Source organism: Saccharothrix hoggarensis (assembly GCF_042678885.1).
In the GTDB taxonomy this organism is placed as follows: Bacteria; Actinomycetota; Actinomycetes; order Mycobacteriales; family Pseudonocardiaceae; genus Actinosynnema; species Actinosynnema hoggarensis.
The window spans coordinates 1-26,383 of sequence record NZ_JBHTLK010000024.1; the positions used below are offsets into that span (position 1 = coordinate 1).

13 protein-coding genes are annotated in these 26,383 nt (G+C 73.4%); 9 read left to right on the top strand and 4 right to left on the bottom strand.

Translation table 11 applies throughout. The features are described from left to right. Positions 1-715: 715 nt before the first annotated feature. Positions 716-2,404 (top strand): glycoside hydrolase family 6 protein, encoded by a 1,689-nt coding sequence (locus tag ACFQ3T_RS07545; RefSeq protein ID WP_380721651.1) that lies wholly within the window; start codon positions 716-718, stop codon positions 2,402-2,404. Positions 2,405-2,520: 116 nt separating this feature from the next. Then, positions 2,521-3,381 carry an aminoglycoside phosphotransferase family protein gene (locus ACFQ3T_RS07550; RefSeq protein WP_380721654.1) on the top strand — a complete coding sequence of 287 codons (861 nt, stop codon included), beginning with the start codon at positions 2,521-2,523 and terminating at the stop codon, positions 3,379-3,381. A 15-nt stretch (positions 3,382-3,396) separates the two neighbouring features. On the opposite strand, the gene ACFQ3T_RS07555 is transcribed toward ACFQ3T_RS07550, so the two are convergent. Continuing rightward, positions 3,397-3,936, bottom strand: a complete 540-nt coding sequence (locus ACFQ3T_RS07555) for an MOSC domain-containing protein (protein ID WP_380721657.1) — start codon at positions 3,934-3,936, stop codon at positions 3,397-3,399. Between the two features lie 84 nt (positions 3,937-4,020). Here ACFQ3T_RS07555 and ACFQ3T_RS07560 point away from each other — a divergent pair, with 84 nt between their 5' ends. Together ACFQ3T_RS07560 and ACFQ3T_RS07565 are read left to right on the top strand one after the other, a co-directional pair. Beyond that, the gene (locus ACFQ3T_RS07560) at positions 4,021-4,290 is read left to right on the top strand and encodes a hypothetical protein (protein WP_380721660.1); all 270 of its coding nucleotides are present in this window, start codon (positions 4,021-4,023) and stop codon (positions 4,288-4,290) included. Positions 4,291-4,401: 111 nt separating this feature from the next. Next, the gene (locus ACFQ3T_RS07565) at positions 4,402-5,388 is read left to right on the top strand and encodes a LacI family DNA-binding transcriptional regulator (protein WP_380721663.1); all 987 of its coding nucleotides are present in this window, start codon (positions 4,402-4,404) and stop codon (positions 5,386-5,388) included. 135 nt (positions 5,389-5,523) lie between these two features. On the opposite strand, the gene ACFQ3T_RS07570 is transcribed toward ACFQ3T_RS07565, so the two are convergent. Beyond that, positions 5,524-6,159 carry an MBL fold metallo-hydrolase gene (locus ACFQ3T_RS07570; RefSeq protein WP_380721666.1) on the bottom strand — a complete coding sequence of 212 codons (636 nt, stop codon included), beginning with the start codon at positions 6,157-6,159 and terminating at the stop codon, positions 5,524-5,526. A gap of 157 nt (positions 6,160-6,316) precedes the next feature. Here ACFQ3T_RS07570 and ACFQ3T_RS07575 point away from each other — a divergent pair, with 157 nt between their 5' ends. Continuing rightward, the gene (locus ACFQ3T_RS07575; protein WP_380721669.1) at positions 6,317-6,466 is read left to right on the top strand and encodes a hypothetical protein; all 150 of its coding nucleotides are present in this window, start codon (positions 6,317-6,319) and stop codon (positions 6,464-6,466) included. 168 nt (positions 6,467-6,634) lie between these two features. Here ACFQ3T_RS07575 and ACFQ3T_RS07580 read toward each other — a convergent pair whose 3' ends face one another. After that, positions 6,635-8,359: an ABC transporter ATP-binding protein gene (locus ACFQ3T_RS07580; RefSeq protein ID WP_447009881.1), complete on the bottom strand. Its 1,725-nt coding sequence runs from the start codon at positions 8,357-8,359 to the stop codon at positions 6,635-6,637. After that, positions 8,359-10,020, bottom strand: a complete 1,662-nt coding sequence (locus tag ACFQ3T_RS07585) for an ABC transporter ATP-binding protein (RefSeq protein WP_380721672.1) — start codon at positions 10,018-10,020, stop codon at positions 8,359-8,361. The genes ACFQ3T_RS07580 and ACFQ3T_RS07585 overlap by 1 nt, the downstream gene beginning before the upstream one ends. A gap of 134 nt (positions 10,021-10,154) precedes the next feature. On the opposite strand from ACFQ3T_RS07585, the gene ACFQ3T_RS07590 reads away from it, so the two are divergent. The 4 genes from ACFQ3T_RS07590 to ACFQ3T_RS07605 all read left to right on the top strand — a co-directional run bounded on the left by ACFQ3T_RS07590 (position 10,155) and on the right by ACFQ3T_RS07605 (position 26,340). Then, positions 10,155-11,582, top strand: a complete 1,428-nt coding sequence (locus ACFQ3T_RS07590) for a lysine N(6)-hydroxylase/L-ornithine N(5)-oxygenase family protein (RefSeq protein WP_380721675.1) — start codon at positions 10,155-10,157, stop codon at positions 11,580-11,582. An 89-nt stretch (positions 11,583-11,671) separates the two neighbouring features. Beyond that, positions 11,672-12,682, top strand: coding sequence for an iron-siderophore ABC transporter substrate-binding protein (locus ACFQ3T_RS07595; protein ID WP_380721678.1), 1,011 nt, complete (start codon positions 11,672-11,674; stop codon positions 12,680-12,682). An 87-nt stretch (positions 12,683-12,769) separates the two neighbouring features. After that, a complete protein-coding gene (locus tag ACFQ3T_RS07600) occupies positions 12,770-26,146 on the top strand; it encodes an amino acid adenylation domain-containing protein (protein WP_380721681.1) in 13,377 nt (4,458 codons plus the stop codon). Beyond that, positions 26,143-26,340: an MbtH family protein gene (locus ACFQ3T_RS07605; RefSeq protein ID WP_380721684.1), complete on the top strand. Its 198-nt coding sequence runs from the start codon at positions 26,143-26,145 to the stop codon at positions 26,338-26,340. The genes ACFQ3T_RS07600 and ACFQ3T_RS07605 overlap by 4 nt, the downstream gene beginning before the upstream one ends. Positions 26,341-26,383: the final 43 nt, after the last annotated feature.

Below are 26,383 nucleotides of genomic sequence, written 5' to 3' on the forward strand. Positions count from 1 at the left end.
GGCGTCCGACGCGCCGGGCAGCGCGGTCTCGGCGACCGCGACGCGGGCCAGGGACGAGGCGCTGCGGCCGCTGTCGGAGGCGGTGCGGCGGGCTCGGCTCGCGGCCGTGGACGAGGCCGTCCGCGTCCTTTCGGATCAAGGCGCCGGCCGCCATTAGGGCGGTAATGCCGTCGAATGTTCGACAGTCATTCGGCGATCTGCGAAATATTTGCGCGGGTTCGACCGCCGGAGAACCAATCGAATATTCGACGCACGACCGCTCCCCGGCTGCCCGGGCAATCGGCTGAACAGGTGATCGGGCCGGCTGCCATTTGCCCTCCGAATCGATTCCGGCCGAAGCGGGGCGGACAAATCCATCGACGTCCGAAGGGCTGAAATCGCAGGTAGTGGGACCGGGACCGGTTCCGACGGCCGATGAGGACGCGGATTATGTCCAGGTCAACCCCTCGTCAACACGAGGTGTCGTGCGTTACGGTACGTCTGGGAGCGCTCCCAGCCACCCTGATTCGGTCTTGCGTCGAATCCCGATTCGGCGGATTCGCTGGGAGCGCTCCCAGATGGCGGGTTGCACGCAAGGAGGCGATGCATGAGTCTGCGCACATTCGTACGATCACGGAAACTCACCGGGGCATTGGCGGTGACCTCGGTGGCGGCTCTGTCCGTTGCCGGGGTGGTGGCTTCGACGGCCACCGCCAACGCCGCCCCCGGGTGCCGGGTGTCGTACCAGATCAGTAGCCAGTGGCAAGGCGGATTCGGCGCCAACGTCACGGTCACCAACCTCGGTGACGCCATTTCCGGCGGTTGGACGCTGGAGTGGGACTTCGCCGCCGGCCAGCGGGTCCAGCAGGGTTGGAACGGCACGTTCTCCCAGTCCGGGAGCCGCGTGACGGTCCGCAACCCCTCCTGGGCCGGCAACCTCGGCACCGGCGCTTCGGTGACGCCCGGCTTCAACGGCTCGTGGACCGGGTCCAACCCGGCCCCCACGCAGTTCCGGTTGAACGGCACGGTGTGCACGGGGTCGATCGACACGACGACCACGACCACCACCACGACCACCACCACGACGACGACGACCACGACGACCACCACCACGGGTACCAACCCCGGTGGTCCGCGGGTCGACAACCCGTACGTGGGCGCGGGCGTGTACGTGAACCCGCAGTGGTCGCGCCTGGCCGCCGCCGAGCCGGGTGGCTCGCGCATCGCGAACCAGCCGACCGGTGTGTGGATGGACCGGATCAGCGCGATCGCCGGCAACGGCTCGCCGACCACCGGCAGCATGGGTCTGGCCGACCACCTGAACGAGGCCGAGAAGCAGCGCGCCGCCCGTGCGGACGGTCAGCTGGTCTTCCAGTTCGTCGTCTACAACCTGCCCGGCCGCGACTGCGCCGCGCTGGCCTCGAACGGTGAGCTGGGCCCGACAGAGATCGGCCGCTACAAGACCGAGTACATCGATGTGATCTCCAGCATCGTGTCCCGGCCGGAGTACTCGAAGCTGCGCATCGTCGCGGTCATCGAGATCGACTCGCTGCCGAACCTGGTCACCAACGTGTCGCCGCGTGCGACCGCCACGCCGAACTGCGACGTCATGAAGGCGAACGGCAACTACGTCGAGGGTGTCTCGTACGCCATCGGCAAGCTGGGCGCCATCCCGAACGTCTACAACTACATCGACTCCGGCCACCACGGCTGGATCGGGTGGGGTGACACGGTCCCGGAGTACGACAACTTCTACTCCTCGGCCAAGATGTTCGCGTCGCTGCTGGGCAAGAACGGCGCCACCAAGGACAAGATCCACGGCTTCATCACCAACACGGCGAACTACTCCGCGCTGGAGGAGCCGTACTGGACGGTGGACGACGTGGTCGGTGGCCGTCCGGTGAAGGAACAGGCCAAGTGGGTCGACTGGAACGACTTCAACGGTGAGCTGGGCTTCGCCACGGCGATGCGCGCCGAGCTCGTCAAGCAGGGCTTCGACAGCGGCATCGGCATGCTGATCGACACCTCGCGCAACGGCTGGGGCGGCCCGAACCGGCCCACCGCGAAGTCGACCGCGACCACCGCGGACGCGTACGTGAACGAGTCGCGCATCGACCGCCGCTACCAGAAGGGCAACTGGTGCAACCAGTCCGGTGCCGGCCTGGGCGAGCGTCCGAAGGCGGCGCCGAAGCCCGGTATCGACGCCTACGTCTGGATCAAGCCGCCGGGCGAGTCCGACGGCTCGAGCACCGAGATCCCGAACAACGAGGGCAAGGGCTTCGACCGGATGTGCGACCCGACGTACACCGGCAACGTCCGCAACGGCAACAACCCCTCGGGTGCGCTGCCGAACGCCCCGGTGTCGGGCCACTGGTTCTCGGCCCAGTTCCAGGAGCTCATGCGCAACGCCTACCCGGCGCTGTGACCATCGGGTGACTGGCACGACAACTGAATGATCTCCGCACACCCCGCGGGCGGCGTCCATTCCGGACGCCGCCCGCGGGCGTTGATGCGCTTGCGGGCGGCGTTAGCGTGGCGCGGGTGGACGTCGAGGAGATCACCGGGCGGTTGGCCCTGAGGTTCGGCCCGTCCGTGGCCGGGTGGAGCGCGCGTGCGCCGGAGGTGGCCGCGGACCTGGCCGGCCGGTGGGGCCTGGCGCTGGGGGAGGACCTGCCGCAGGGTGCGTCGTCGGTCGTGGTGGCCTGCACGCGGGCGGACGGCGCGCCCGCCGTGGTGAAGCTGAGCCCGGACCACCGCTTCCTGGCCGAGCAGGGCGCGGTGCTGCGGCTGTTCGGTCCGTCCGGAAGGGTGCCCGCGGTGCCGGCGGAGGAGCCGGGCGCGCTGCTGATGGAGGCGGTCCGGCCGGGCACGATGGCCGATGAGCTGCCCGTGCCGCCGTCACCGGAGGAGTGGGCCGGACTGGTGGCGTCGCTGCACGGCGTCCGGCGGCCCGAGGGCGACTGGCTCGACCTGCGCGACCGGTGCGAGGAGTTCTTCGCCCGGATCGGCCGCCGGCTGGCCGACCCCGCCGTCGCCGCGCACGTCGGCGAACGCGACTGGGATCGGGCACTGACGCGCTGCCGCGCGTTGCTCGACGCGCAGCCACGCGTGCTGCTGCACGGCGACCTGCACCTCGGCAACGTCCTGGACGGCGGCGCGCGTGGCCTGGTCGCGATCGACCCGCGGGCGTGCGTCGGCGACCCGTGCTTCGACATCGTGGACTACGTGCTGGACGCCGCCGGGCGTGACGGGGTGGCGGCACGGGTCGAGCGCGTCGCCGCCGCGGCCGGCCTGGACGCCGACCGGCTGCACGCGTGGAGCAGGGCGTTGGCCCCGGTGATCGCGGTGTCGCGCCTGGACGACGAGCCCGCGTTGGCGGAACTGCTCAGCCTGGCGGCCTGACCTCGGTGGACCGGGTCACACGACGACGAGCGGGCGGTGCGGCTCGGCGGGCAGCTCCACCTGGATCCCGTCGCCCGGTCGCACCTCGCCGCCCACCAGGACGATCGACATGATGCCCGCGCGGCGGACGACGTTGCCGTGCTCGTCGCGGCCGACGACCTCCTTGAGGAGGCCCTCCCGGAACGCCTCGATCTGCGGGCACGGGTTGCGCAGCCCGGTCACCTCGACCACGGCGTGCGGCCCGAGGCGCAGCCGCGTGCCGGTCGGCAGGCCCAGCAGGTCGACCCCGCGCGTGGTCACGTTCTCGCCCAGGCGGCCGGCGGCGACGTCGAAGCCGAGCGCGTTCAGCTCGTCGTGCAGCTCGGCGTGCATCAGGTGAACCTGCCGGAGGTTCGGCTGCGTCGGGTCGCGCCGCACGCGCGACCGGTGCTTGACCGTGACGCCCTGGTGCGCGTCGCCCGCCACGCCGAGCCCGGCGACGAGCGTGATGACGTCCTGCGTCGGTTTCGTGAACGTGTGGTCCCCGCTGAGGCTCACCGCCGCGACTCTCCCCATGGGATCGACCATACCGGTAAGACTTTTCGGGTTCCCGGCGATAATCCCAGTGCCACAGATCCTGGGGACAACGGTGAAACGATCATGGATGACGAGTTGAACCACCGCGCGCGTGCCCTGCTCCGCGCGATCGCGGCCGGCCGCGCCGAGGTGACCCGCAGCAGCGAACCCGACCTGAAGGTGGACGGGCTGCTGTGCAGCGACCAGGTGACCGCCCGCGAACTGGCCCACGCCGGACTGGTCCGGCCGGCGCGGCAGGACGCCTCGGCGCCGTGGGTGCCGGCCGAGCTGACGCCCGCCGGGCACGCCGTGCTGGCGGCGTTGACGCCCGCGGGGCACGCGGTTCTCGCGTGACACGGTCTTGACGGTGGGTGTGCCTACGGGTTGACTGCGTGTCCGTAACCGGTTTCGGTACCGGTTACGGACCACCCCGCCGCAGTGGGGTCCGCAGCCGAGGAGTGCACCGTGCGAGTCACGATCGCCGAAGTCGCCCAACGCGCCCAGGTGAGCAAGGCGACCGTGTCACGCGTGCTCAACGGCAAACCGGACGTCGACGCGGCCACGGCGGCGCGGGTGCGGCAGGTGATCGCGGACGTCGGCTACGTGCCCAGCGCGCGGGCCGTCGGCCTCGCCCGCGGCCGCGCCCGCACCGTCGGCATGCTCGTGCCGTCGCTGACCTGGCCGTGGACCGGCGAGGTCGTCCAGGGCGCCGTGGACGAGCTGGAGGCCGAGGGCTACGGCCTGCTGCTGTACACGGTCAACCGCGGCGCGGAGTCGTTGGCGCAGTTCGCCAGCCACGTGTCGGCCAAGGCGTTCGACGGCCTGCTGGTGATAGAGCCGCCGGACACGTTGAGCTACATCGAGACGCTGCACGACCAGGGCCTGCCCGTGGTGATGATCGACGACCGGGGCAGCCGGCCCGGTTTCCCGTCGGTGACCACCACCAACCGGGAAGGCGCGCAGGACGCGGCGCAGCACCTCGTGGCGGCCGGCCGCACGGCGTTCGCCGTGGTCACCGGCCCGTCGAACTTCGGGTGCGTGCGGGAGCGGCTGGACGGGTTCCTCGACGCGCTCGGCGAGGCGGGCGTGCACGTCGACCCGCGGCTCGTGGTGGAAGGCGACTTCGGCACCGAGCGCGGCGCGGAGGCGACGGAGAAGCTGATGGCCACCGGGCTGCCGTTCGACGCCGTGTTCGCGCAGAACGACCTGTCGGCGCTGGGCGTGGTGCGGGCGTTGCGCGAGGCCGGCCGGACGGTGCCCGACGACGTCGCCGTGGTCGGCTTCGACGACATCCCGATCGCCGCGCACGCCGAGCTGACCACCGTCCGGCAGCCGATGCGGGAGATGGGCGAGGCCGCCGCGCGCCTGCTGCTGTCCCGGCTGGAAGGCGCGACCCTCGCCGGTGACCCGGTGGTCCTGCCCACGACCTTCGTCGCCCGCCGTTCCGGCTGACCGGCACCGGCGGGCATCCCGCCGAGCAGGACGGGGGACACCGCTCAACCCCGCGTCGGATCGACCGCTCGCCGCTTCCCGTGCCGTGACCGCGCGGGAGGCGGCGGCGTGAAGGCCAAGGGCTGGGTCGCTCCCTCAGCGCCCCGACATCAGCGGGTCGCCGTGGCCGACGCAGAGGACCGCCGGGTCGAGGTCCAGCAGGCGGCGCACCGACTCCAGCAGCAACGGCCGGTCGGTGTTGAAGACGCCGGGGATCGCCGCGCCGTCCCACGTGGCCACCGTGTCGCCGGTGAACAGGATTCCGGCGTCCGGCAGGTGGATGCCGATGCTGCCCGCCGTGTGGCCGGGGACCGACAGCACCCGCGCGCCGCCGCCGAAGTCCAGCACGTCGCCTTCCTCCAGCTCGTGGTCCACGGGGGAGCGGGGTGCGACGGGCACACCCGGCGTGATGCGGTCGAACAGCTCCCGCTCCTCGGGCGGGATGTCGAACGGCGCGGGCGGAGCGTCGCCCCGGACCACCGGCGCCTCCGCGCGGTGCGCGTGCACCGGGGCGCCGGTCAGGTCGCGCAGCGCGGCGGCCGAGCCGATGTGGTCGTCGTGGTGGTGCGTCAGCACGATCCGGGAGACCCGGCCCAGGGCGGCGATCTGCTCCGCGTACCCGGTGATGCCGGTGTCGATCACGGTCAGCGCGTCGCCGTCCGCCCACACGTACGCCTGCCCGACCGGGAACCGCAACATCCGCAGGTTGGGCACTACCTCGATGATCTCCACGCCCCAACGGTAGGGCCGGACCGCCGTGCGTCGCGCCGATTTCGCCCTCGGCAGAGCGTGACCGCGGCGGCGCGTCGTCACCCGGAAGTGTTCCGGGCGCCGATCGTGGGTATGTCAGAGGTGATCGTCGGGGACACGACTAGGTTGGGAGCCAACGATGCCCTGGGTTCGACGACACCGTCGGCACGCGCCGCACAGCTGGTTCCGCACCACCACCGTGCAGAGCCACTACCGCAGGTCGCCCGCGACCATCCCGACCCTCATCGCCATCGTCCTGGCGGTGGTCCTGCTGGTCGTGATCTTCTAGGGCCGGCACCGGCCACAGTGGGCACGGGCATGGCCGCGCACGGCGATTCCCAGCGGAAGGGAAGAGCGGTGACCGGGGCACGTGCCCGCGCGCGAGCGCCGTCATCGGTCACGACCGTGGCGGCGCTCGTCGCGTTCCCGGGCGGGGACGGCTTCCCGGGCGGGACGGCTAGGAACGCGTCCCCGACCATGCCTCCCACAGCGTCGCGTACCGGCCGCCGGCCGCGAGCAGCTCCTCGTGGGAGCCGGTCTCCACCACGCGGCCGGCCTCCAGCACGACCACCCGGTCCGCCGTCGCCGCCTGCGTGAGCCGGTGCGCCACGAGCAGGCCGGTCCGCCCGTCCAACGCCCGCGCCGCCGCCTCCTCCAGTTCCCGCGCGCCCGCGCTGCCCGCGTCCGCGGTCGCCTCGTCGAGGATCGCCACCGGCGGGTCGGCCAGGACCAGCCGCGCCAGCGCCAACTGCTGCGCCTGCGCCACCGTCAGCCGGTGACCGCCCTCGCCGACGACCGTGTCCAGTCCGGACGGCAGCGCCGCCACCCAGCCCGACGCGCCCACCCGGTCCAACGCGTCCCGCAGTTCGTCGTCCGTCGCGTCCGGCTTCGCCAGCCGCAGGTCGTCGGCCAGCGGCCCGGCGAAGACGTGCACCTCCTGGGTGATCAGCGCGACCGACCGCACCGCCGACCCCAGCGCCACCCCGCCGACGCTGACGCTGCCGGTGGTCGGCTCGTGCACGCCCGCGATCAGCTTCGCCAACGTCGTCTTGCCCGCGCCGGACGCCCCGACCAGCGCCACCCGCTCACCGGCGGCCAGCTCCAGGTCCACGTCCCGGAGCACCGGGTGTCCGTCCACATAGGAGTGGCCGACGCCGGCGAGCTTGATCGTCGTGTCCACCGGGCGGACCCGCCCGGCCAGGTCGGGCATCGGCTCGTCCGTCACGCCCACCAGCCGCGACAGCGACGCGGTCGCGGCCTGCGCGTCGTCGGCCAGCGCCAGCGCCGCGTTGAGCGGGTTGAAGAGGCTGTGGAAGTACAGGGCCGCGGCGGTCGCCGTGCCGACCGACGCGGCGCCCGCGCCCACCAGCAGGAACCCCGTCACCAGCACACCGGCCAGGCCGATGAACTCGGCCAGGTTCAGCCGGCCGTAGAACCGGGTCAGCAGCCGGATGCCGCGCAACGCCAGGTCCACCGCCTCCCGCGACCGCGACCGCACGCGCGCCACGTGGGACGACGCCAACCCGAACGTCCGCACGGTCGCCGCGCCGCCGATCGAGTCGAGCAACTGCTGTTGCTGGACGCCGACCGCCACGCGCTGCGCCGCGTACAGCCGCACCGCGCGCCCGCCGTACCAGCGCACGGTGTGCACGTGGACCGGCAGCGCCAGCGCCACTGGGATGAGGAACCGCCAGTCCAGCACCGCGATGCCGACCACGGTCAACCCGATGGTCAACGCCGAACGCGCCATCACCGGCAGCGCGTTGCGCACCGCGTCGGCGATCACCTGCACGTCCCGGGTCACGCGCGAGGTCAGGTCGCCCGCGCCCGCGTTCTCCACCCGCTCCAGCGGCAGGTGCAGCGCGTGCGCCACGAACTTCTCCCGCAGCTCGGCCAGCATCCCCTCGCCGAGCCGCGCCACCAGGGACGTGCCGAACGCCGTCGACACGCCTTGGACGATCGCGACCAGCACCAGGACCACCACGGGCCACGTGATGTCGGACGAGCCCGCGCCCACCAGGTCCACGATCCGCCCGAGCAGCGGCGCGGTGGCCAACCCGACCGCCGTGCCCGCCAGCAGCACCAGGAACGCCGCCCACGCGACGCCCCGCCGCGGCCGCACCAGGTCGCGGACGGCGGCCCAGGTCCGGGCGCCGGACGCGGTCGCCAACAACTCGCGCATCAGCTCAACACCACCAGTCGGTAGTCCTCGTCGGCGACCAGGTCGGCGTGCGCGCCGGACGCGGCGACGACGCCGGAAGCCAGGAACACCACGCGGTCGGCGGCGGCCAGCAGGGCCGGGCTCGTCGCGACCACGATGGTGGTGAGACCGTGCCGCACCCGCTTGATCCCGGCGGCCAGCGACACCTCGGTCACCGCGTCCACCGCGGTCGTCGGGTCGTGCACCACCAGCACCGGGGGAGCGGCGGCCAGGGCGCGCGCCAGCGCCACCCGCTGCCGCTGCCCGCCCGACAGCGACCGGCCCCGCGCCGAGACGACCGTGTCGAGGCCGTCCGGCAGCGCGCGCGCCACGTCGTCCACGCGCGCCGCGTCCATCGCCTCGTCCACCAGGGGTCCGCCGTCGGCGACGTTGTCCCGCACGGAACCCTCGAACAGGTCGGCGTCGTGCGCCGCGACCAGCAGCGCCGACCGCAGCGCCGAACCCTCCACAGTGGACAGCGGCAGCCCGTCCAACGCCACCGTGCCCGACTCGGGGTCCACCTCGCGCGCCAGCACGGCGAGCAAGGACACCGCGTCCGCCGGGTCGCGGGCCACCACGCCGAGCAGCTCCCCGGGCTCCGCCGTCAACGACACGCCGCGCAGCGACCCCGACACCACGTCGGTCAGCTCGACCCGCCCCGGCGTCGAAGGCGGCAACGGGGACGTGCCGGGCGGCACGGCAGGGGGAGCGGCCAGCACCTCGGCCACCCGCGCGGCGGACGCCCGGCCCTGCGCGAACAGCCCGTTCACCCACGAGAACACCGCCAGCGGCCACAGGAGGAACTGCGCCAACCCCACCGCCGCCACCAGTTCGCCGACCGTGATCGACCCGGACGCCGCGAGGCGCCCGCCGACCAGCGCCACGACCGCCAGGAAGATCCCGGTCATCGCCAGCATCGAGCCGTCCAGCCAGGCCCGCGACCGGGCGGCCCGGATCGCGGCCTCCATGGACGACCGGCTGGTCACCCGGTAGCGCTGCGCCGCCGTCGCCTCCGCGCCGATGCCCTTCAACGCCCGGAGCCCGGCGACCAGGTCGGCCGCCACGCCGGACGCCGACGCGGCCCGGTCCTGCTCGGCGTCGCTGCGCCGTTCGAGCGGCTTGCCCAGGACGTGCGCGAGGCCCAGCAGCACCGGCGCGGCCACCAGGACCAAAGCGCCCAGCACGACCGACACCCGCAGCAGCGCCACCGCGCCCACCAGCACGCCGACCACGGCGGCGAACGCGATCGGCAACGCCAGGTTCACCTGCCCGACGCGCTGCGCGTCGCTGGTGGCGATGCTCGCCAGCTCGCCCGACAGCCTGCCGTGCGCCGCGCCGCCGTCCGCCGACAGCACCCGCCCGGCGATCCGCGACCGCACCTCGTGCGCGGCCTGGTGGGACGCCTTCTCCCCGCAGCGCAAGGAGAACCGGAAGCTCAGCGACAGGCCGACGAACACCGCGGCCAGCACGCCGATCCAGAAGGCCAGCCGCCCGCCGGCGCCGGTCCGCACCGCCTCGTCGATCACCACGCCGATGAGCAGCGGCACGGCGGCCTCGCCGGTCTGGTGGGCCGCACCGAGCGCCGAAGCGAGCGTCACCGACTTCCACTGCCCGGTCACGGCGCTCTTCAGGACCGTTCTCACCCGCCCGCCTTCCGCTGGTTGTCAGGTGAGGCTAGCCTAATCAAAAGAGAGGCCTGGATCACTCCCGCCGCGCAGCGACTTAGGTTAGGGTAACCAAAGTTCGATCTTCCTGTTGTCGCACCGATGGGACAGTCATGCCACAGCCACCGGTCTTCGACGTCCTCGGCGTCGGGTTCGGGCCGTCCAACCTGGCCCTCGCGATCGCCGTCGCCGAGTACAACGCGACCGCGCGTGCCGAGGACGTGGTGACCGCCCACTTCCTGGAGCGCCAGCCGGAGTTCGGGTGGCACCGGGGCATGCTCATCGAGGACGCCACCATGCAGGTGTCGTTCCTGAAGGACCTGGTGACGCTGCGGAACCCCCACAGCACCTTCACCTTCTTGAGCTACCTGCACAGCAGGGGCAGGCTGGTCGACTTCATCAACCACAAGAACCTGTTCCCGCTGCGCGTCGAGTTCCACGACTACTTCGCGTGGGCCGCCGCCCGCGTGGACGACCTGGTCTCCTACGACCACGACGTGGTGGACGTCCGGGCCGTGACCGAGGACGGCGTCGTCACGCACTTCGACGTCACCTCCCGCACCTCCGCGGGCGAGGTCGAGGTCCGCCGCGCCCGGAACCTGGTGCTCGCCACGGGGTTGCGGGCGAAGCTGCCCGACGGCGTGCGGCCGTCCGAGCGGGTCTGGCACAACCGCGACTTCCTGCACCGCGTCGAGTCGCTGACGGACCCGCGCCGCGTCGTCGTGGTCGGCGCGGGGCAGAGCGGCGCGGAGGTGGCGGCGTTCCTGCACGAGCGGTTCCCGTCCGCCGAGGTGTGCGCCGTCTTCGCCCGCTACGGCTACAGCCCCGCCGACGACAGCCCGTTCGCGAACCGGATCTTCGACCCCGCCGCCGTCGACGACTTCTACGCCGCGCCCGAGCCGGTCAAGAGCAAGCTCATGGACTACCACGGCAACACCAACTACGCCGTGGTGGACAACGACCTCATCGCCGAACTGTACCGGCGGGTGTACCGGGAGAAGGTGCTCGGGACGCCCCGGCTGCGGCTGCTCAACCTGTCCCGCGTCGCGGAACTCGACGACCGCCCCGACGGGCTGACCGTGACCGTCGAGTCCCTGAACACCGGCGAGCGCGAGGTGCTGGACGCCGACGTCATCGTCTACGCCACCGGGTACCGCGAGGCCGACCCGACCGCGTTGCTCGGCGACCTCGCCGACCGCTGCGCCCGCGACGCGCGCGGCCGGCTCAGCGTCGGCCGCGACTACCGGCTCGACACCGACGACGACCTGGTGGCCGGCCTGTACCTCCAGGGCGGCACCGAGCACACGCACGGCATCTCGTCGTCGTTGCTGTCCAACACGTCCGTGCGGGTGGGGGAGATCCTCCAGTCCGTGCTCGGCCGCCGCGAGGCCACGACATCCGCGGGTCCCGCGGCGCCGGCCGTTCCCGCGGCGTCCACCGTCCGCCCGGCGTCCACCGGTTCCGCGGCGACCGCCGCGCCCGTGGCCTCCGACGTGCCCGCGCAGCCCGAATACGCGATCAGCGTCTCACGGGTGGGCTGAAGCTCCTCGCGGTTTGTTAGGTTACGCAAACCTAACTTGGTATCGGCTCCACAGCGGCGCGCCGCCGCGCCTCCGAAAGGGAAACCCTGATGTCCACGAAGTTCAAGCTGGTCGCGGTCGCCTCGGCCGCGGCGCTGGCGCTCGCCGCCTGCGGTGGCGGCGGCGACGCCGGCACCGGCGGGACGAGCCCCTCCAACGTCGCCTCCTCCGGCGCGTTCCCGGTCTCGGTCGAGCACAAGTACGGCACCACCGAGATCAAGGCCGAGCCGAAGAAGGTCGTCACGCTCGGCCTGTCCGACCAGGAACCCGCGCTGGCCCTGGGCGTCAAGCCGGTCGGCGTCGTGGACTGGTTCAAGGAGCGGCCCTACGGCAACTGGCCGTGGACCAAGGAACTCTGGGGCGACACCCAGCCCGAGATCGTCGGCGAGCGCGACGAGTACAACCTGGAGAAGGTCGCCTCCCTCAAGCCCGACCTGATCATCGCCGTGTACTCCGGCATGAAGCAGGAGCAGTACGACACCCTGTCCAAGATCGCGCCGGTCGTCGCGCAGCCCAAGGCGTTCCCCGACTACGGCGCGCCGTGGCAGGACCAGACCCTGCACATCGGCAAGGCGCTGGGCAAGGAGAAGGAGGCGCGGGCGCTGATCGACGGCGTCGCCAAGCGCTTCGCCGACGCCAAGGCCGCGCACCCCGAGTGGGCCGGCAAGACGATGGTGGTGGCCGACAGCTTCAAGCCCGGCCAGTACTCGGCGTTCGCGCCCACCGACCCCAAGGCCATCTTCATGAAGGAACTCGGCTTCACGCTGGTGGACGAGATCGGCACGCTCGCCGGCCAGAAGAACGTCGCCGAGTTCAGCGAGGAGCGGTTCGACCTGCTCGACGCCGACCGCCTCGTGTGGCTCATGTTCGACCAGAGCGCCTGGGACCGCGTCAAGTCCGTGCCCGCCTACCAGCGGCTCGGTGTCGTCACCGGGAAGCGCGACCTGTTCCTCACCTACATGGACCCGCCGATCGGCGCGGCCATGTCGTTCAACACCGTGCTCAGCGTGCCCTACGGCATCGACCAGGTCGTGCCGCTGCTCGAAGCGATCAAGAACTAGTCGACCGGCCGCGGGTGGGGGTGCCGGCGCGCACCCCCACCCGCGGCGTGCGCGGGAGAAGTCGGGAAGGAACGGGGAAGGTTCACCATGGCGCTGCCCTTGACCGGTGCTCTGCCGCTGACCGGCGCCCAGACCGGCGTCTGGCTGGCACAGCAGCTGGAGCCCGACAACCCCGTCTACAACGTCGCCTGGTACCTGGAGCTGCGCGGACCCGTCGACCACGACCGGCTGGGAGCGGCCGTCCGCCAGGCGGTCGGCGAGGCCGGCGCGCTGCACGTCCGGTTCACCGCCGACGGCCAGGTCCCCGCGACCCCGACCACCGACGTCACCCACGTCGCGGTCGACTCGGCCGACGCCGCGCGGACGTGGATGGAGGACGACCTCGCCCGCGTCGCCGACCTCGCCGCCGGACCCCTGTTCCACCAGGCGTTCCTGCGCCTCGCCGACGACCACGTCATCTGGTACCAGCGCTACCACCACCTCGTCGCCGACGCCTACACGTGCGTCCTGATCACCCGCCGCGCCGCCGAGCTGTACGCGGCGCCCGACGCGCACCGCCCCCGGCCGGTGGAGGCGCTGGTCGACGCCGACCACGCCTACCGCGCTTCCGCGGCGCACCAGGAAGACCGGGCGTTCTGGCACGCCAGGACGGCCGACCACCCCGAGCCCGTGCGGCTCGTGCCCCGCGCCGCCGGGCAGGTGCGCGACGTCGTCCGGCGCACCGTCGACCTGCCGGGACCGGTGACGTCACGGCAGGCCATCGCCGCCGTCGCCGCCTACACCCACCGCGTGACCGGCGCGTCCGACCTCGTCCTGGCCCTGCCGGTGACCGGCCGCCGCGACGGGGACACCCGCGACACGCCCGGCATGACGTCCACCGTGCTGCCGTTGCGCGTCACCGTGCGGCCGGGCGCCACCCTCGCCGACCTCGTCGCCGCCGTCGACCGGGAGGTCCGCGAAGTCCTCCCGCACAGCGCCTACCGCGGCGAGGACCTGGCCCGCGAACTCGGGCTGCGCGACGGCATCCCGGAACTCGTCGGCCCGACCGTCAACTACCTCGGCTTCACCCGCGACACCGCGTTCGGCGACCTCGACACCACGTTCCACATGCTGTCGCACGGGCCGGTCAACGACCTCACCACGTCGTTCCTCCGGCGCCCCGACGGGGGCGTCGCCGTCACGTTCGAGGCCAACGCCGCCGTCTGCACCGCCGACGAGCTGGCCGACCACCAGCGCCGGTTCCTGCGCGTCCTCGCCGCCGACCCCGACCAGCCCGTCGCCGTGATCGACCTCGTCGACGACGCGGAACGCGCCCGGCTGCTGGACCTCGGCACCTCGCCGCGCGAGGTGGAGGACGTGACGTGGCCCGGCGCGGTGGAACGGCAGGCCGCCCGCGCCCCGGACGCCGTCGCCGTCGTCTGCGAGGACGTCCGGCTCACGTACGCCGAGCTGAACACCGCCGCGAACCGCCTCGCCCGCGCGTTGCGCGCCTCCGGCGTCGGGGCGGAGGACGTGGTCGGCGTGGCCCTGCCGCGGTCGGCCGACCTCGTCGTCACGCTGCTCGCCGTGATGAAGGCCGGCGCCGCCTACCTGCCGCTCGACCTCGACCACCCCCGCGACCGCGTCGACCACATGGTGGCCGACGCGGGCGCGAAGCTCGTCGTCACGCCGGAATCCCGGTTCGACCTCCCCGACGACGGCTCCGACCTCGGCCTGGACATCGCGCTGGACCAGGCCGCGTACGTGATCTACACGTCCGGCTCCACCGGCCGCCCCAAGGGCGTCGTCGTCACGCACGAAGGCATCGGCAGCCTCATCGCCACCGCGCTCGACCGCATCGGCATCACCCCGGACAGCCGGGTCGTGCAGTTCGCGTCCGTCGGCTTCGACGTCGCCGTGTGGGACCTGTGCATGTCGCTGGGCGTCGGCGGCCGGGCGATCGTCGTGCCGTCGCACCGCCGGGTCGCGGGCGAGGCGCTGACGTCGTACATCGCCGAGCACCGCGCCACGCACATGATCCTGCCGCCGTCGCTGGTCGCCGCGCTGCCGCCGGACTGCGAGCTGCCGGAAGGCGCGGTGCTGATCGTCGGCACGGAGACCGTGCCGACCGAGCTGATCGCCCGGTGGGCCCGGCGGCTGCGCGTGGTGGCCGCGTACGGCCTCACCGAGGCCACGGTGAACTCGACGCTGTGGCCGGCCGAGCCGGACTGGACGGGGCCCGTGCCGATCGGCGTGCCGGACCCGAACACCCGTTGTTACATCCTCGACTCGGCGCTGCGGCCCGTCCCGGTCGGCGTCGAGGGCGAGCTGTACGTGGGCGGTCGCGGGCTCGCGCGCGGCTACCAGGGGCAGCCGGCGCTGACCGCGTCCCGGTTCGTCGCCGACCCGTTCGGCGACGCCGGCGCCCGCATGTACCGCACCGGCGACCGCGCCCGCTGGCGGGCGGACGGCAACATCGACTTCCTGGGCCGCGCCGACGGCCAGGTGAAGATCCGCGGGTTCCGGATCGAGCCCGGCGAGGTCGAGAGCGTCCTCATGGCGCACCCGGACATCGCGCAGGCCGCCGTGCTGGTGCGCGAGGACCACCGCCGGGTCAAGCGGCTCGTCGCCTACGTCGTCGGCTCCGCGTCCCCCGTCGACGCGCGCGAGCACGTCGCCGGCGTGCTGCCGGAGTACATGGTGCCGTCCGTCGTGCTGCCGCTCGACGGGCCGCTGCCGCTGACGCCGAACGGCAAGCTCGACCGGGCCGCCCTGCCGGAGCCCGACTGGACCGCGCTGGGCGGCGACGCGCCCGCGACGAACCCGACCGAGCAGGCGTTGGTCGACCTGGTCGCGGAGGTGCTGGGCCTGACTCCCGGCATCCACGACAACTTCTTCGAGCTGGGCGGCGACAGCATCGTGGCGATGCAGCTCGTGTCGCGCGCCCGTGCCGCCGGTCTGGAGATCACGCCGCGCGAGGTGTTCGAGCACCGCACCGTCGCGGCCTTGGCGCGGGTGGCCCGTGCCGTCGGGGCCGTGGCCGAGCCGGCCGGTTTCGACGGGAACGTGCTGCCGGTGTCGCCGCTGCAGGAGGGGTTCTACTTCCACGCGCGGTACGACACCGACGACTCGTACGTGGTGCAGGAGGTGCTGGCGCTCGACGTCGGCCGGGACGACGTGCAGGGTCTGCTCGACCGGCACCCGTTGCTGCGGGCCGGTTTCCGGCAGACCGACCGGGGGCGCGTGGAGCAGGTGATCGCCGAGGCGGTGACCGTGCCGTGGCGCGAGTACCCGGAGACCACCGATGTGGAGGACGTGCTGGCGGCGGAACGCGCGCCCGGCTTCGACCTGACCCGCCCGCCGCTGCTGCGCGCGGCCCGCCACGGTGACCGGCTCGTGCTGACGCTGCACCACATCCTGATGGACGGCTGGTCGGTCGGGCTGGTGCGGCGGGAGTTGGCGGGTGGTCGGGTGGAGCCCGCGGACCACCGCCGGTACTTCGCGTGGTTGGCGAGCCGCGACCGCGCTGCGGCGCACGCGGCCTGGCGGGCGGTGCTGTCCGATGTGGACGAGCCGACGAAGGTCGTCGGGCTGCCCGTGGTTCGTTGGTCTCACTTCGAGTCGTCCACAGCAGCGGTGGTGGCTGTCGGACAGGAAGTGGTGCCACGTGCGGCCGGGCCGGAGGCGGTGGCGGCCGCCGGGCACGAGGTGTCGCCGCGCCACGGCCGGCACCGGGTGCGGCTGCCCTCGGAACTGAGCGCGGCGCTCGTGGGGGAGGCGCGCCGTCGCGGCCTGACGTTGAGCACCGTCCTCCACGGCGCCTGGGGCCTGCTCCTCGGCGGTCTCACCGGCCGCGCGGACGTCGTCTACGGCAGCACGGTCGCCGGCCGCCCCGCCGAGGTGGCCGGCATCGAGAACGCGGTCGGCCTGTTCATCAACACCGTCCCGGTGCGCCAGCACTGGCACGGCTCGGACAGCCTCGCCGCCGCCTTCCGACGCCTCCAGGACGAACAAGCTCGCCTGCTCGACCACCAGCACCTCGGCCTCGCCGAGATCCAACGGGTCACCGGCCACGGCGAGCTGTTCGACACCCTGGTCGTGGTCGAGAACTTCCCCGACCCGGTCGACGACGTCGACGTCCGCGACCGGGTCCACTACCCGCTCGCCCTCGTCGCCATCCCCGGCGAGCGCATCGAACTGCGCCTCAAGCACCGCCTCCCGGACGCCGCCGTCGCGACGCTCGCCGACCGCCTCGTCCGCCTGCTGACCGCGTTCGCCACCGAGCCCGACCAGCCGGTGGCCCGCCTCGCCCTCACGACCACCGCCGAGCTGGACCGGATCGCCGACCTCAACGCGACCGCGGAGGACGTCCCGGACGGCACGCTCGTCAGCCGGATCGCCGCCCAGACGGCCCGCACCCCGGACGCCGTCGCCGTCGTCCACGACGACGTCTCCCTCACCTACGCCGAACTCGACCGGCGGTCCACCGCCCTCGCCCGCCGCCTCCGCGCCCGGAACGCCGGCGACGTCGTCGGCGTCGCCGTCCCGCGCTCGGCCGACCTGGTGGTCGCCCTCCTCGGCGTGCTCAAGTCCGGCGCCGCGTACCTGCCGCTCGACCTCGACTACCCGGCCGAGCGCGTCGAGTTCATGATCGCCGACTCCGGCGCGACGACCGTTCTGCGGCCCGAGGACTGCGCGCCGGACGAGACCCGTGGCCAAGACCGCCAGGACGTCGACCTCCCCGAGGTGGGACCGGACCAGCCCGCGTACCTGATCTACACGTCCGGCTCGACCGGACGTCCCAAGGGCGTCGTGGTCACGCACCGCGCCATCGTCAACCGGCTCGCGTGGATGCAGCACGAGTACCGCCTCGCCGCCGACGACCGGGTGCTCCAGAAGACCCCGTCGAGCTTCGACGTGTCCGTGTGGGAGTTCTTCTGGCCGCTGTGCGAGGGCGCGGCGGTCGTCCTCGCCAAGCCGGACGGCCACCGCGACCCCGCCTACCTGGCCGACCTCATCCGGAGCAGGCGGATCACCACGCTGCACTTCGTGCCGTCGATGCTGGCCGCGTTCCTCGGCGTCCCCGAGGTGCACGGCGACGCCGCGTGGTCGGCGAGCCTGCGCCGCGCGTTCAGCAGCGGCGAGGCGTTGACCGGCGACGTCGCGGCGCGGTGGCGCGAGCTGACCGGCGTGCCGCTGCACAACCTGTACGGCCCCACCGAGGCGGCCGTCGACGTCACGCACTTCGAGTACGACGGCGCGCCGGACCCGGCCGTGCCGATCGGCCGCCCGGTGTGGAACACCCGGCTGCACGTGCTGGACCCGTTCCTGCGGCCCGTCCCGGCCGGTGTGCCCGGCGAGCTGTACCTGGCGGGTGTGCAGCTGGCCCGCGGCTACCACGGGCGCTTCGCGCTGACCGCGGAGCGGTTCGTCGCCGACCCGTTCGGCGAGCCCGGCTCCCGCATGTACCGCACCGGCGACCTGGTGGTCCGCCGCCCGGACGGCGCGGTCGTCTACCTCGGCCGCACGGACCGCCAGGTCAAGGTGCGCGGCAACCGGATCGAGCTGGGCGAGGTCGAGTCCGCGCTGGCCAGGCTGCCGGGCGTGCGGCGCGCCGCCGTGATCGCCCGCGACAACCAGCTCCTCGGCTACGTCACCCCGGCCGACGTCGACCTCGACGTCCTGCGCGCCGGGGTCGCCGCCGCCCTGCCCGCCGCGATGACGCCGCACGCCCTGGTGGCGTTGCCGGACTTGCCGCTCACGCCCAGCGGCAAGCTGGACCAGAACGCGCTGCCGTCGCCGACCGTGGCCAAGGCCGAACGCCGCGCTCCCGCGACCGAGCGGGAACGCGTGCTGTGCCGGGTGTTCGCCGACGTGCTCGGCGTGGACGAACCCGGCGTGGACGACGACTTCTTCGTCCTCGGCGGCGACAGCATCACGTCGATCGCGGTGTCCAGCCGGGCCCGCGGGCTCGGTGTCGCGATCAGCCCCCGTGACGTCTTCGAGCACCGCACGGTCGCCGCCCTGGCCGCCGTCGAGGCCGTCGACACCGCGGTGGAGGACGCCCCGCTGCTCGTCCTCACCGACGAGCAGCGCGCCGCCCTGCCGGAGGCCGAGGACGTGTGGCCGCTGTCGCCGTTGCAGGAGGGCCTGTACTTCCACTCCAGCTACGACACCGGCGCGCTCGACGTCTACCTCTCCCAGGAGACGATGGACTTCGCCGGCCGGATCGACGTGGACCGGCTGCGCCGCGCGGGCGCCGCGCTCCTCGCCCGCAACCCGAGCCTGCGCGCTGGGTTCACCAGCGACGGCGTCCCCGGGCCGGTGCAGTTCATCGCGCCCGCGCCGGAGATCCCGCTGCGCGTGGTCGACCCGGCCGCCGAGGCCGACGTCCCCGACCTCCTCGCCGCCGACCGGCGCGAGCGGTTCGACCTGGCCGCGCCGCCGCTGTGCCGGTTCCTGGTCCTGCGGCTGCCCGACGGCCACGACCGGCTCGTCATCACCCACCACCTGATCCTGTGGGACGGCTGGTCGGCGTGGCTGTTCCTGGAGCAGCTGCTGGAGCTGTACCGCGACGTCGACGCCGAGCTGCCGCCGGCCGGCTCGTACCGCGACTACCTGACGTGGCTGGCGCGCCAGGACCACGACGCCGCGCTGGCCGCGTGGCGCACCGCGCTGTCCGGGCTGCGGGAGCCGACGCTGGTCGCGCCCGTGGACCGGTCCCGCGAGCCGGTGATCCCCGCCGAGTTCCACCGCGACCTCGCCGAGGACCTCACCGACCGGCTCCGCGCGCAGGCCAGGCGGCACGGCCTGACCGCCAACGCCGTGTACAACGCCGCCTGGGCGCTCGTGCTGGCGAGCCAGGTCGGCCGCGACGACGTCGTGTTCGGCACCGCCGTCGCGGGCCGCCCGGTCGAGGTCGAGGGCGTCGGGAACGTCATCGGCATGTTCCTCAACACCATCCCCACCCGGATCGCGGTCAACCCCCGGGAAACCGTGCTGGACCTGCTGCGCCGCGTCCAGGCCGAGCGCACCGCGCTCATGTCGTACGAGCACGTCGGCCTCGGCGAGATCCAGCGGGAGGCCGGGCACCGGCAGCTGTTCGACACGCTGTTCGTGCTGCGCACCGGCGACGGCGAGGACCGCCAGGCCGAGCTGGCCGAGGCGCACGGCGTGCTCGACGTGTCCAATGTGGACGGCACGCACTTCGCGCTGACGCTCATCGTCACGCCCGGCGCCCGCACCCGCGTCACCCTCGCGTCCCGCCCGGACGTCTTCGCCGCCGACGTCGCCGAAGCCCTGCTCACCCGGTACACGACCGTGCTGGAACGGCTGGTCGACGCGCCGGACGCGCTGCTCGGCGCGATCGACGTGCTGCCCGACCGCGAACGCCGCGCGCTGGCCGCCGAGTGGGACGCGAGCGCGGGCCCGATGGTCGAGGACACGATCGCCGACCTGCTGGCCGCCCAGGCGCGCAGGACGCCCGACGCGACCGCGCTGGTGTGCGGCGACGAGCGGCTGACCTACGCCCGGTTGCAGGAGCGGATCGACGCGCTGGCCCGGCTGCTGGTCAGCCGCGGCGCGGGGCCGGAGGAGGTCGTCGCGCTGGCGCTGCCGCGCACCACCGACATGGTGGTCGCGCTGTTCGCCGTGCTGCGCACCGGCGCCGCCTACCTGCCGCTCGACCTCGACCACCCGGCCGACCGGCTGCTGATGATGATCGAGGACACCGAGCCGCTGTGCGTGCTGTCGACCACGGCGGTCGGGCTGGTGCCGGACGCCGTGTGCCTCGACGCGCTGACCCCGGACGACCTGCCGCCCGTCGCGGACGGCGACGTCGAGTGGCCCCGGTTCTCGCTGGAGCACCCGGCGTACGTCATCTACACGTCCGGCTCGACCGGGCGTCCCAAGGGCGTCGTCACGCCGTACCGCGGCCTGACGAACATGCAGCTCAACCACCAGCAGGCGATCTTCGAGCCCGCCATCGCCGCCGCCGGGGGACGACGGCTGCGCATCGCCCACACCGTGTCGTTCGCGTTCGACATGTCGTGGGAAGAGCTGCTGTGGCTGGTCGAGGGCCACGAGGTGCACGTGTGCGACGAGGAGCTGCGCCGCGACGCGGCCGCCCTGGTGGCGTACTGCGACGAGCACCTGATCGACGTCGTCAACGTGACCCCGACCTACGCGCAGCTGCTCATCGAAGAGGGCCTGCTGGACGGCCACGTGCCCGCGCTGGTGCTCCTCGGCGGCGAGGCCGTGCCGGAATCGGTGTGGCAGCGGCTGCGCGACACCCCCGGTGCCTACGGCTACAACCTGTACGGCCCCACCGAGTACACGATCAACACGCTCGGCGCGTCCACGGAGGACAGCGAGACTGCCACGGTCGGCAAGGCGATCCGCAACACCCGGGCGTACGTGCTGGACGCGCGCCTGCGGCCGGTGCCGCCCGGCTCGCCCGGCGAGCTGTACATCGCGGGCGTCGGCCTGGCCCGCGGCTACCACGACCGGTTCGGCCTCACCGCGGAACGGTTCGTCGCGGACCCGTACGGCCCGCCCGGAACGCGCATGTACCGCACCGGCGACCTGGTGCGCGCGCGTCGGGACGGCAACCTCGACTTCCTCGGCCGCACCGACGACCAGGTGAAGATCCGCGGCTACCGGGTCGAGCTGGGCGAGGTCGAGGCGGCGCTGGCCGCGCAGCCGGGCGTCACGCACGCGGCGGTCGTCGTGGACGCCGGACCGGGTGGCGTGAAGCGGCTCGTCGGGTACGTGGTGTCGTCCACCGACCCGGCCGTCCTGCGCGAGAACCTGAGGTCCGGCCTGCCCGACTACATGGTGCCCGCCGCCATCGTGCCGGTGGACGCGCTGCCGCTCACGGTGAACGGCAAGCTCGACGTGCGCGCCCTGCCGAAGCCCGTGGTGACCGGCGGAACGTCCTCGCGGGCCGCCGCGACGCACGCGGAGGAAGTGCTGTGCGGGCTGTTCGCGGACGTGCTCGGTGTGCCGTCGGTGGGCGTGGACGACAACTTCTTCGACCTCGGCGGCCACTCCCTGCTCGCCACCCGGCTGGTCAGCCGGGCCCGGTCGGCGCTGGGCGTCGACCTCGCCATCCGCGACCTGTTCGACGCGCCCACGGTCACCGAACTGGCGTCGCGGACGGGCGGAGACCCCCGGGCCGCGAGGCCGCCGCTGGTGCCCGTGGAACGGCCCGCCGAGCTGCCGCTGTCGTCGGCGCAGCAGCGGTTGTGGCTCATCCAGCAGATGGAGGGCACGTCCGCCGCGTACAACTTCCCGCTGGTGTTCACGGTCGCCGGCCCGCTGGACGTGGCCGCCTTCACCGCCGCCGTCGGTGACGTGGTCGACCGGCACGAGGCGCTGCGGACGGTGTTCGGCGAGCACGAGGGCACGCCGTTCCAGCGGGTGCTGCACGACGTCACGCCCGTCGTGGTGGTGCGCGACGCGACCGCGGCGGACGTGCCGGGCATCGTGCGCGACGAGGTCGAGCGGCCGTTCGACCTGCGCGCCGAGCTGCCCCTGCGGGTCACGGTCGCGTCGCTCGGCGAGGACGAGCACCTGATCGTCGTCCTGCTGCACCACATCACCACCGACGAGTGGTCCGACCGGCCGTTCCTGCGCGACCTCGCGACGGCCTACCGGGCGCGACGGGCCGGCGAGGCGCCCCGGTGGTCGCCGCTGCCCGTGCAGTACGCCGACTACACCGTCTGGCAGCGCGAGCTGCTCGACGTCGTCGGCGAGGAGCAGCTGGACCACTGGGCGCGGGCGCTGGCCGGCGCGCCGGAGGAGCTGGAACTGCCGGTGGACCGGCCCCGCCCCGGTCGGTCCACGTTCCGCGGCGCGGACCTCGAAGTCGTGTTCGAGCCCGACCTGGCGGACGGCGTGCGCGCGCTGGCGCAGGCGTCCGGCGCGTCCGTGTTCATGGTGCTGCAGGCCGCCGTCGCCGCGCTGCTGAGCCGGCTCGGCGCGGGCGACGACATCCCGCTGGGCGCGCCGATCGCCGGCCGCACCGACGAGGCGCTGGACGACCTGGTCGGGTTCTTCGTCAACACGCTCGTGCTGCGGGCCGACCTGTCCGGCGACCCCGCGTTCACCGAGCTGGTGGCCCGGGTGAAGGAGACGTCGCTGGCCGCGTTCTCGCACCAGGACGTGCCGTTCGAGGCCGTGGTGGACCGGATCAACCCCACCCGGTCGGCCGCGCGCAACCCGCTGTTCCAGGTGATGGTCGGCTACCACAGCCGCGGCGGCGAGGCGGGGACGTTCGACGGCCTGCCGGTGACGTGGGTCGGCCACGAGACCACGACCGCGAAGTTCGACCTGGTGTTCAGCTTCACCGACGTCGTCGACGGCCCGGTGACGTGCCGGCTGGAGTACGCGACCGACCTGTTCGACCGGGTGACCGTCGAACGCCTCGGCGCGCGGCTCACCGCGCTGGTCACCGCCGTGCTCGCCGACCCGGAGGCCCCGGTCGGCTCGGTGGACCTGCTCGCGCCCGACGAGCGCCGCCGCGTCGTGGACGAGTTCAACCGGACCGCCCGCGAGGTGCCGGAGGAGACGTTCACGACGATGTTCGCCCGGTGCGTCGCTGCGACGCCCGACGCCGTCGCCGTGGTCGACCGCGCCCGCTCGGTGAGCTACGCCTGGCTGGACGCCCGCTCCAACCGGATCGCCCGGCTGCTCGCGGCGCGCGGTGTCGGCCACGAGTCCGTGGTGGGCATCGCGGTGCCCAAGTCGGCGGACATGGTCGCGACCGTCCTGGCGACGCTGAAGCTCGGCGCGGCCTACCTGCCGCTGGACCTGTCCCACCCGGCCGACCGGATCGCGTACATGATCGAGGACTCGGCCGCGTCGGTCGTCGTGACCACGTCCGACGCGCCGGTCCCCGTGCCCGCCGTGCTGCTGGACTCGCCGGACGTCGTCGCGGAGCTGGCCGCGCTGGACGAGTCCCCTGTGGACGGTAGGCCGCTCGGCCTCGACTCCGCGATGTACGTCATCTACACGTCCGGCTCGACCGGTCGGCCCAAGGGCGTGGTGGTGCCGCACGAGGGCATCGCCAGCCTCGCCGCGACCGCCGTCGACCGGATGGGGCTCACCGCCGAGAGCCGGGTGCTCCAGTTCGCGTCGGTCGGCTTCGACGTGGCCGTGTTCGAGTTGACGATGGCGCTGTGCGTCGGCGGCCGGCTGGTGTTCGCGCCGGACGAGGTGCGCGTCGCCGGTCCCGAGCTGACCGACTTCCTGCGCGACCGCCGCGTCACGCACATGATCCTGCCGCCGTCGCTGGTGTCCGCGCTGCCCGCCGACTGCGAGCTGCCGCCGGGTTCCACGATCCTGGTCGGCACCGAGACCGTGCCGCCGGACGTCATCGGCCGCTGGGCGGGACGGCTCAACCTGCTCGCCGCCTACGGCCTCACCGAGGCCACCGTCAACTCCACGCTGTGGAAGGCGGTGCCCGGGTGGGACACCGCCGTGCCCATCGGCGTCCCGGACCCCAACACCACCGTGTACGTGCTGGACGACCGGCTGCGCCCGGTGCCTCCCGGCGTGGTCGGCGAGCTGTACGTGTCCGGCCGCGGCCTGGCCCGCGGGTACCTCGGGCAGCACGCGCTGACCGCGTCCCGGTTCGTCGCGTCCCCGTTCGGCCCGCCCGGCGCGCGCATGTACCGCACCGGCGACCGGGCCCGCTGGCGCGCGGACGGCAACCTCGACTTCCTCGGCCGCGTCGACACGCAGGTCAAGATCCGCGGCTACCGGATCGAGCTCGGCGAGATCGAGGCCGCCCTGGCCCGGCACCCCGCGGTGGCGCAGGCGGCCGTCCTCGCCGACCGGGCGGGCGACGTGACCAGGCTCGTCGGGTACGTCGTCGGCTCGACCGCGGACGACCTGCGGTCGTTCGTCGCCGAGCGGCTGCCCGAGTACATGGTCCCGGCGGCGATCCTCTTCCTCGACGGACCCCTGCCGCTCACCCCGAACGGCAAGCTCGACCGCCGCGCCCTGCCCAGGCCCGACTGGTCCGCCCTGACCGGCGGCGACCGGCCGGTCACGCCCGAGCAGAAGGCCATCGCCGAGCTGTTCGCCGAAATCCTTGGCGTCTCCCCGGGCATCCACGACAACTTCTTCGCCCTGGGCGGCCACTCGATGGCGTCCATGCGGCTGGTCGGCAAGATCCGGTCGGTGTTCGGCGTCGACCTCGCGCTGCGCGACGTCTTCGACTCGCCGACCGTCGCCGGGCTCGCCGGGCGGCTCACCGGCGCCACGTCGGCCCGCCCGCCGCTGCGCCGGTACGACCGGCCCGTCGACCTGCCCCTGGCCCCGGTGCAGCGGGACCGCGTCACGACGTCGTGGGACCACGCCCTGGCCCTGCGCGCCGGCACGCCGTTCGACGTGCCGGCACTCGCGGCAGCGTACGCCGACGTGGTCGACCGCCACGAGCCGCTGCGCACCGTGCTCGACGGTGGCGTGCAGCGCGCCGTCCCCGTGCCGCCGCTGGACGTCGTGCCCGTGGTGGCGCTGGACGAGGCGCTGCGCGCGTTCGCCGCGGAGACCGTGGACCTGACGGGCCGGCCGCCCGTCCGCGCCCGCCTCGTCGAGGACGCCACCGGCGCGCAGGCGCTCCTGCTGACCATGAGCTACCTCGCCGTGGACGAGTGGTCGGTCGTGCCCCTGTTCCGCGACCTCCAGCACGCGTACGCCGCCCGCCGCGCCGGTCACGCTCCACAGTGGACGGAACTGCCGGTGACGTACGCCGACTACGCCTTGTGGTCGCTGGAAGTCCTGGACTCGGTGGGGGAGGAGCAGCGCGCGTTCTGGCGCGACGCGCTGCGCGACCTGCCGACGCTGGCCCTGCCGTACCGGGACGTACGCCGACCGGGGCCGCACCCCGCCGACGTGGTCGAGCTCCCCCTGTCGGCGGAGCTGCACGCGGCCGTCGACCGGCTCGCGGGCGAGACCGGCACCAGCATGTTCATGGTGGTGCAGGCCGCCGTGGCCGCCGCGCTCACCCCGTACGGCACGGACGTCCCCATCGGCACGATGGCCGCCGGCCGCACCGAGGAGGCCCTGGCCGACCTGGTCGGCTCGTTCTTCAACCGGGTCGTGCTGCGCACCGACACCGCCGGCGCGCCGAGCTACACCGAACTGCTGGCCCGCGTCCGCGCCACCACCCTCGCCGCGCTCGACCACGCCGACGTCCGGGTGCCCGCGGAGCCGCAGGTCGTGATCGTCCACCACGAGAAGGCCGTCCTGTCGGCGCTGCAAGGCGACACGGGCTCGCTCGAAGCCGTGCCGACCGGCACCACCCACGCCGAGCTGACCGTCAGCTTCTACGAACCACAGGACGACGGCCCCGTGCCCTGTTACCTGGTCTACGCGACCGACCTGTTCACCCCGACCACAGCCCGCCAGCTGGCCGACGCCGTGCTGCGCCACCTGCACCACGCGACGACCGACCCCGACCGGAGGATCGAGCCGTGACCAACCCCTTCGAAGACCCCGAAGGCCGCTTCCACGTCCTCGTCAACGACGAGGGCCAGCACTCGCTGTGGCCGTCGTTCGCCGACGTCCCGGCGGGCTGGACCAGCCGGTTCGGCCCCGACACCCGCGACGCGTGCGTCGCCTACGTCGAGGAGCACTGGACGGACCTGCGCCCCCTCAGCCTGCGCCGCTGACCGGCCGGTTCCGCGCCCGGCCGGCGACGTCCGGCGTTGTTAC

Coding starts and splice junctions, on each gene's coding strand:
- ACFQ3T_RS07555 (WP_380721657.1), bottom strand. CDS start 3,936: ATGGGGAGAGTCGCGGCGGTGAGCCTCAGCGGGGACCACACGTTCACG.
- ACFQ3T_RS07560 (WP_380721660.1), top strand. CDS start 4,021: ATGGATGACGAGTTGAACCACCGCGCGCGTGCCCTGCTCCGCGCGATC.
- ACFQ3T_RS07575 (WP_380721669.1), top strand. CDS start 6,317: ATGCCCTGGGTTCGACGACACCGTCGGCACGCGCCGCACAGCTGGTTC.
- ACFQ3T_RS07580 (WP_447009881.1), bottom strand. CDS start 8,359: ATGCGCGAGTTGTTGGCGACCGCGTCCGGCGCCCGGACCTGGGCCGCC.
- ACFQ3T_RS07590 (WP_380721675.1), top strand. CDS start 10,155: ATGCCACAGCCACCGGTCTTCGACGTCCTCGGCGTCGGGTTCGGGCCG.
- ACFQ3T_RS07595 (WP_380721678.1), top strand. CDS start 11,672: ATGTCCACGAAGTTCAAGCTGGTCGCGGTCGCCTCGGCCGCGGCGCTG.
- ACFQ3T_RS07600 (WP_380721681.1), top strand. CDS start 12,770: ATGGCGCTGCCCTTGACCGGTGCTCTGCCGCTGACCGGCGCCCAGACC.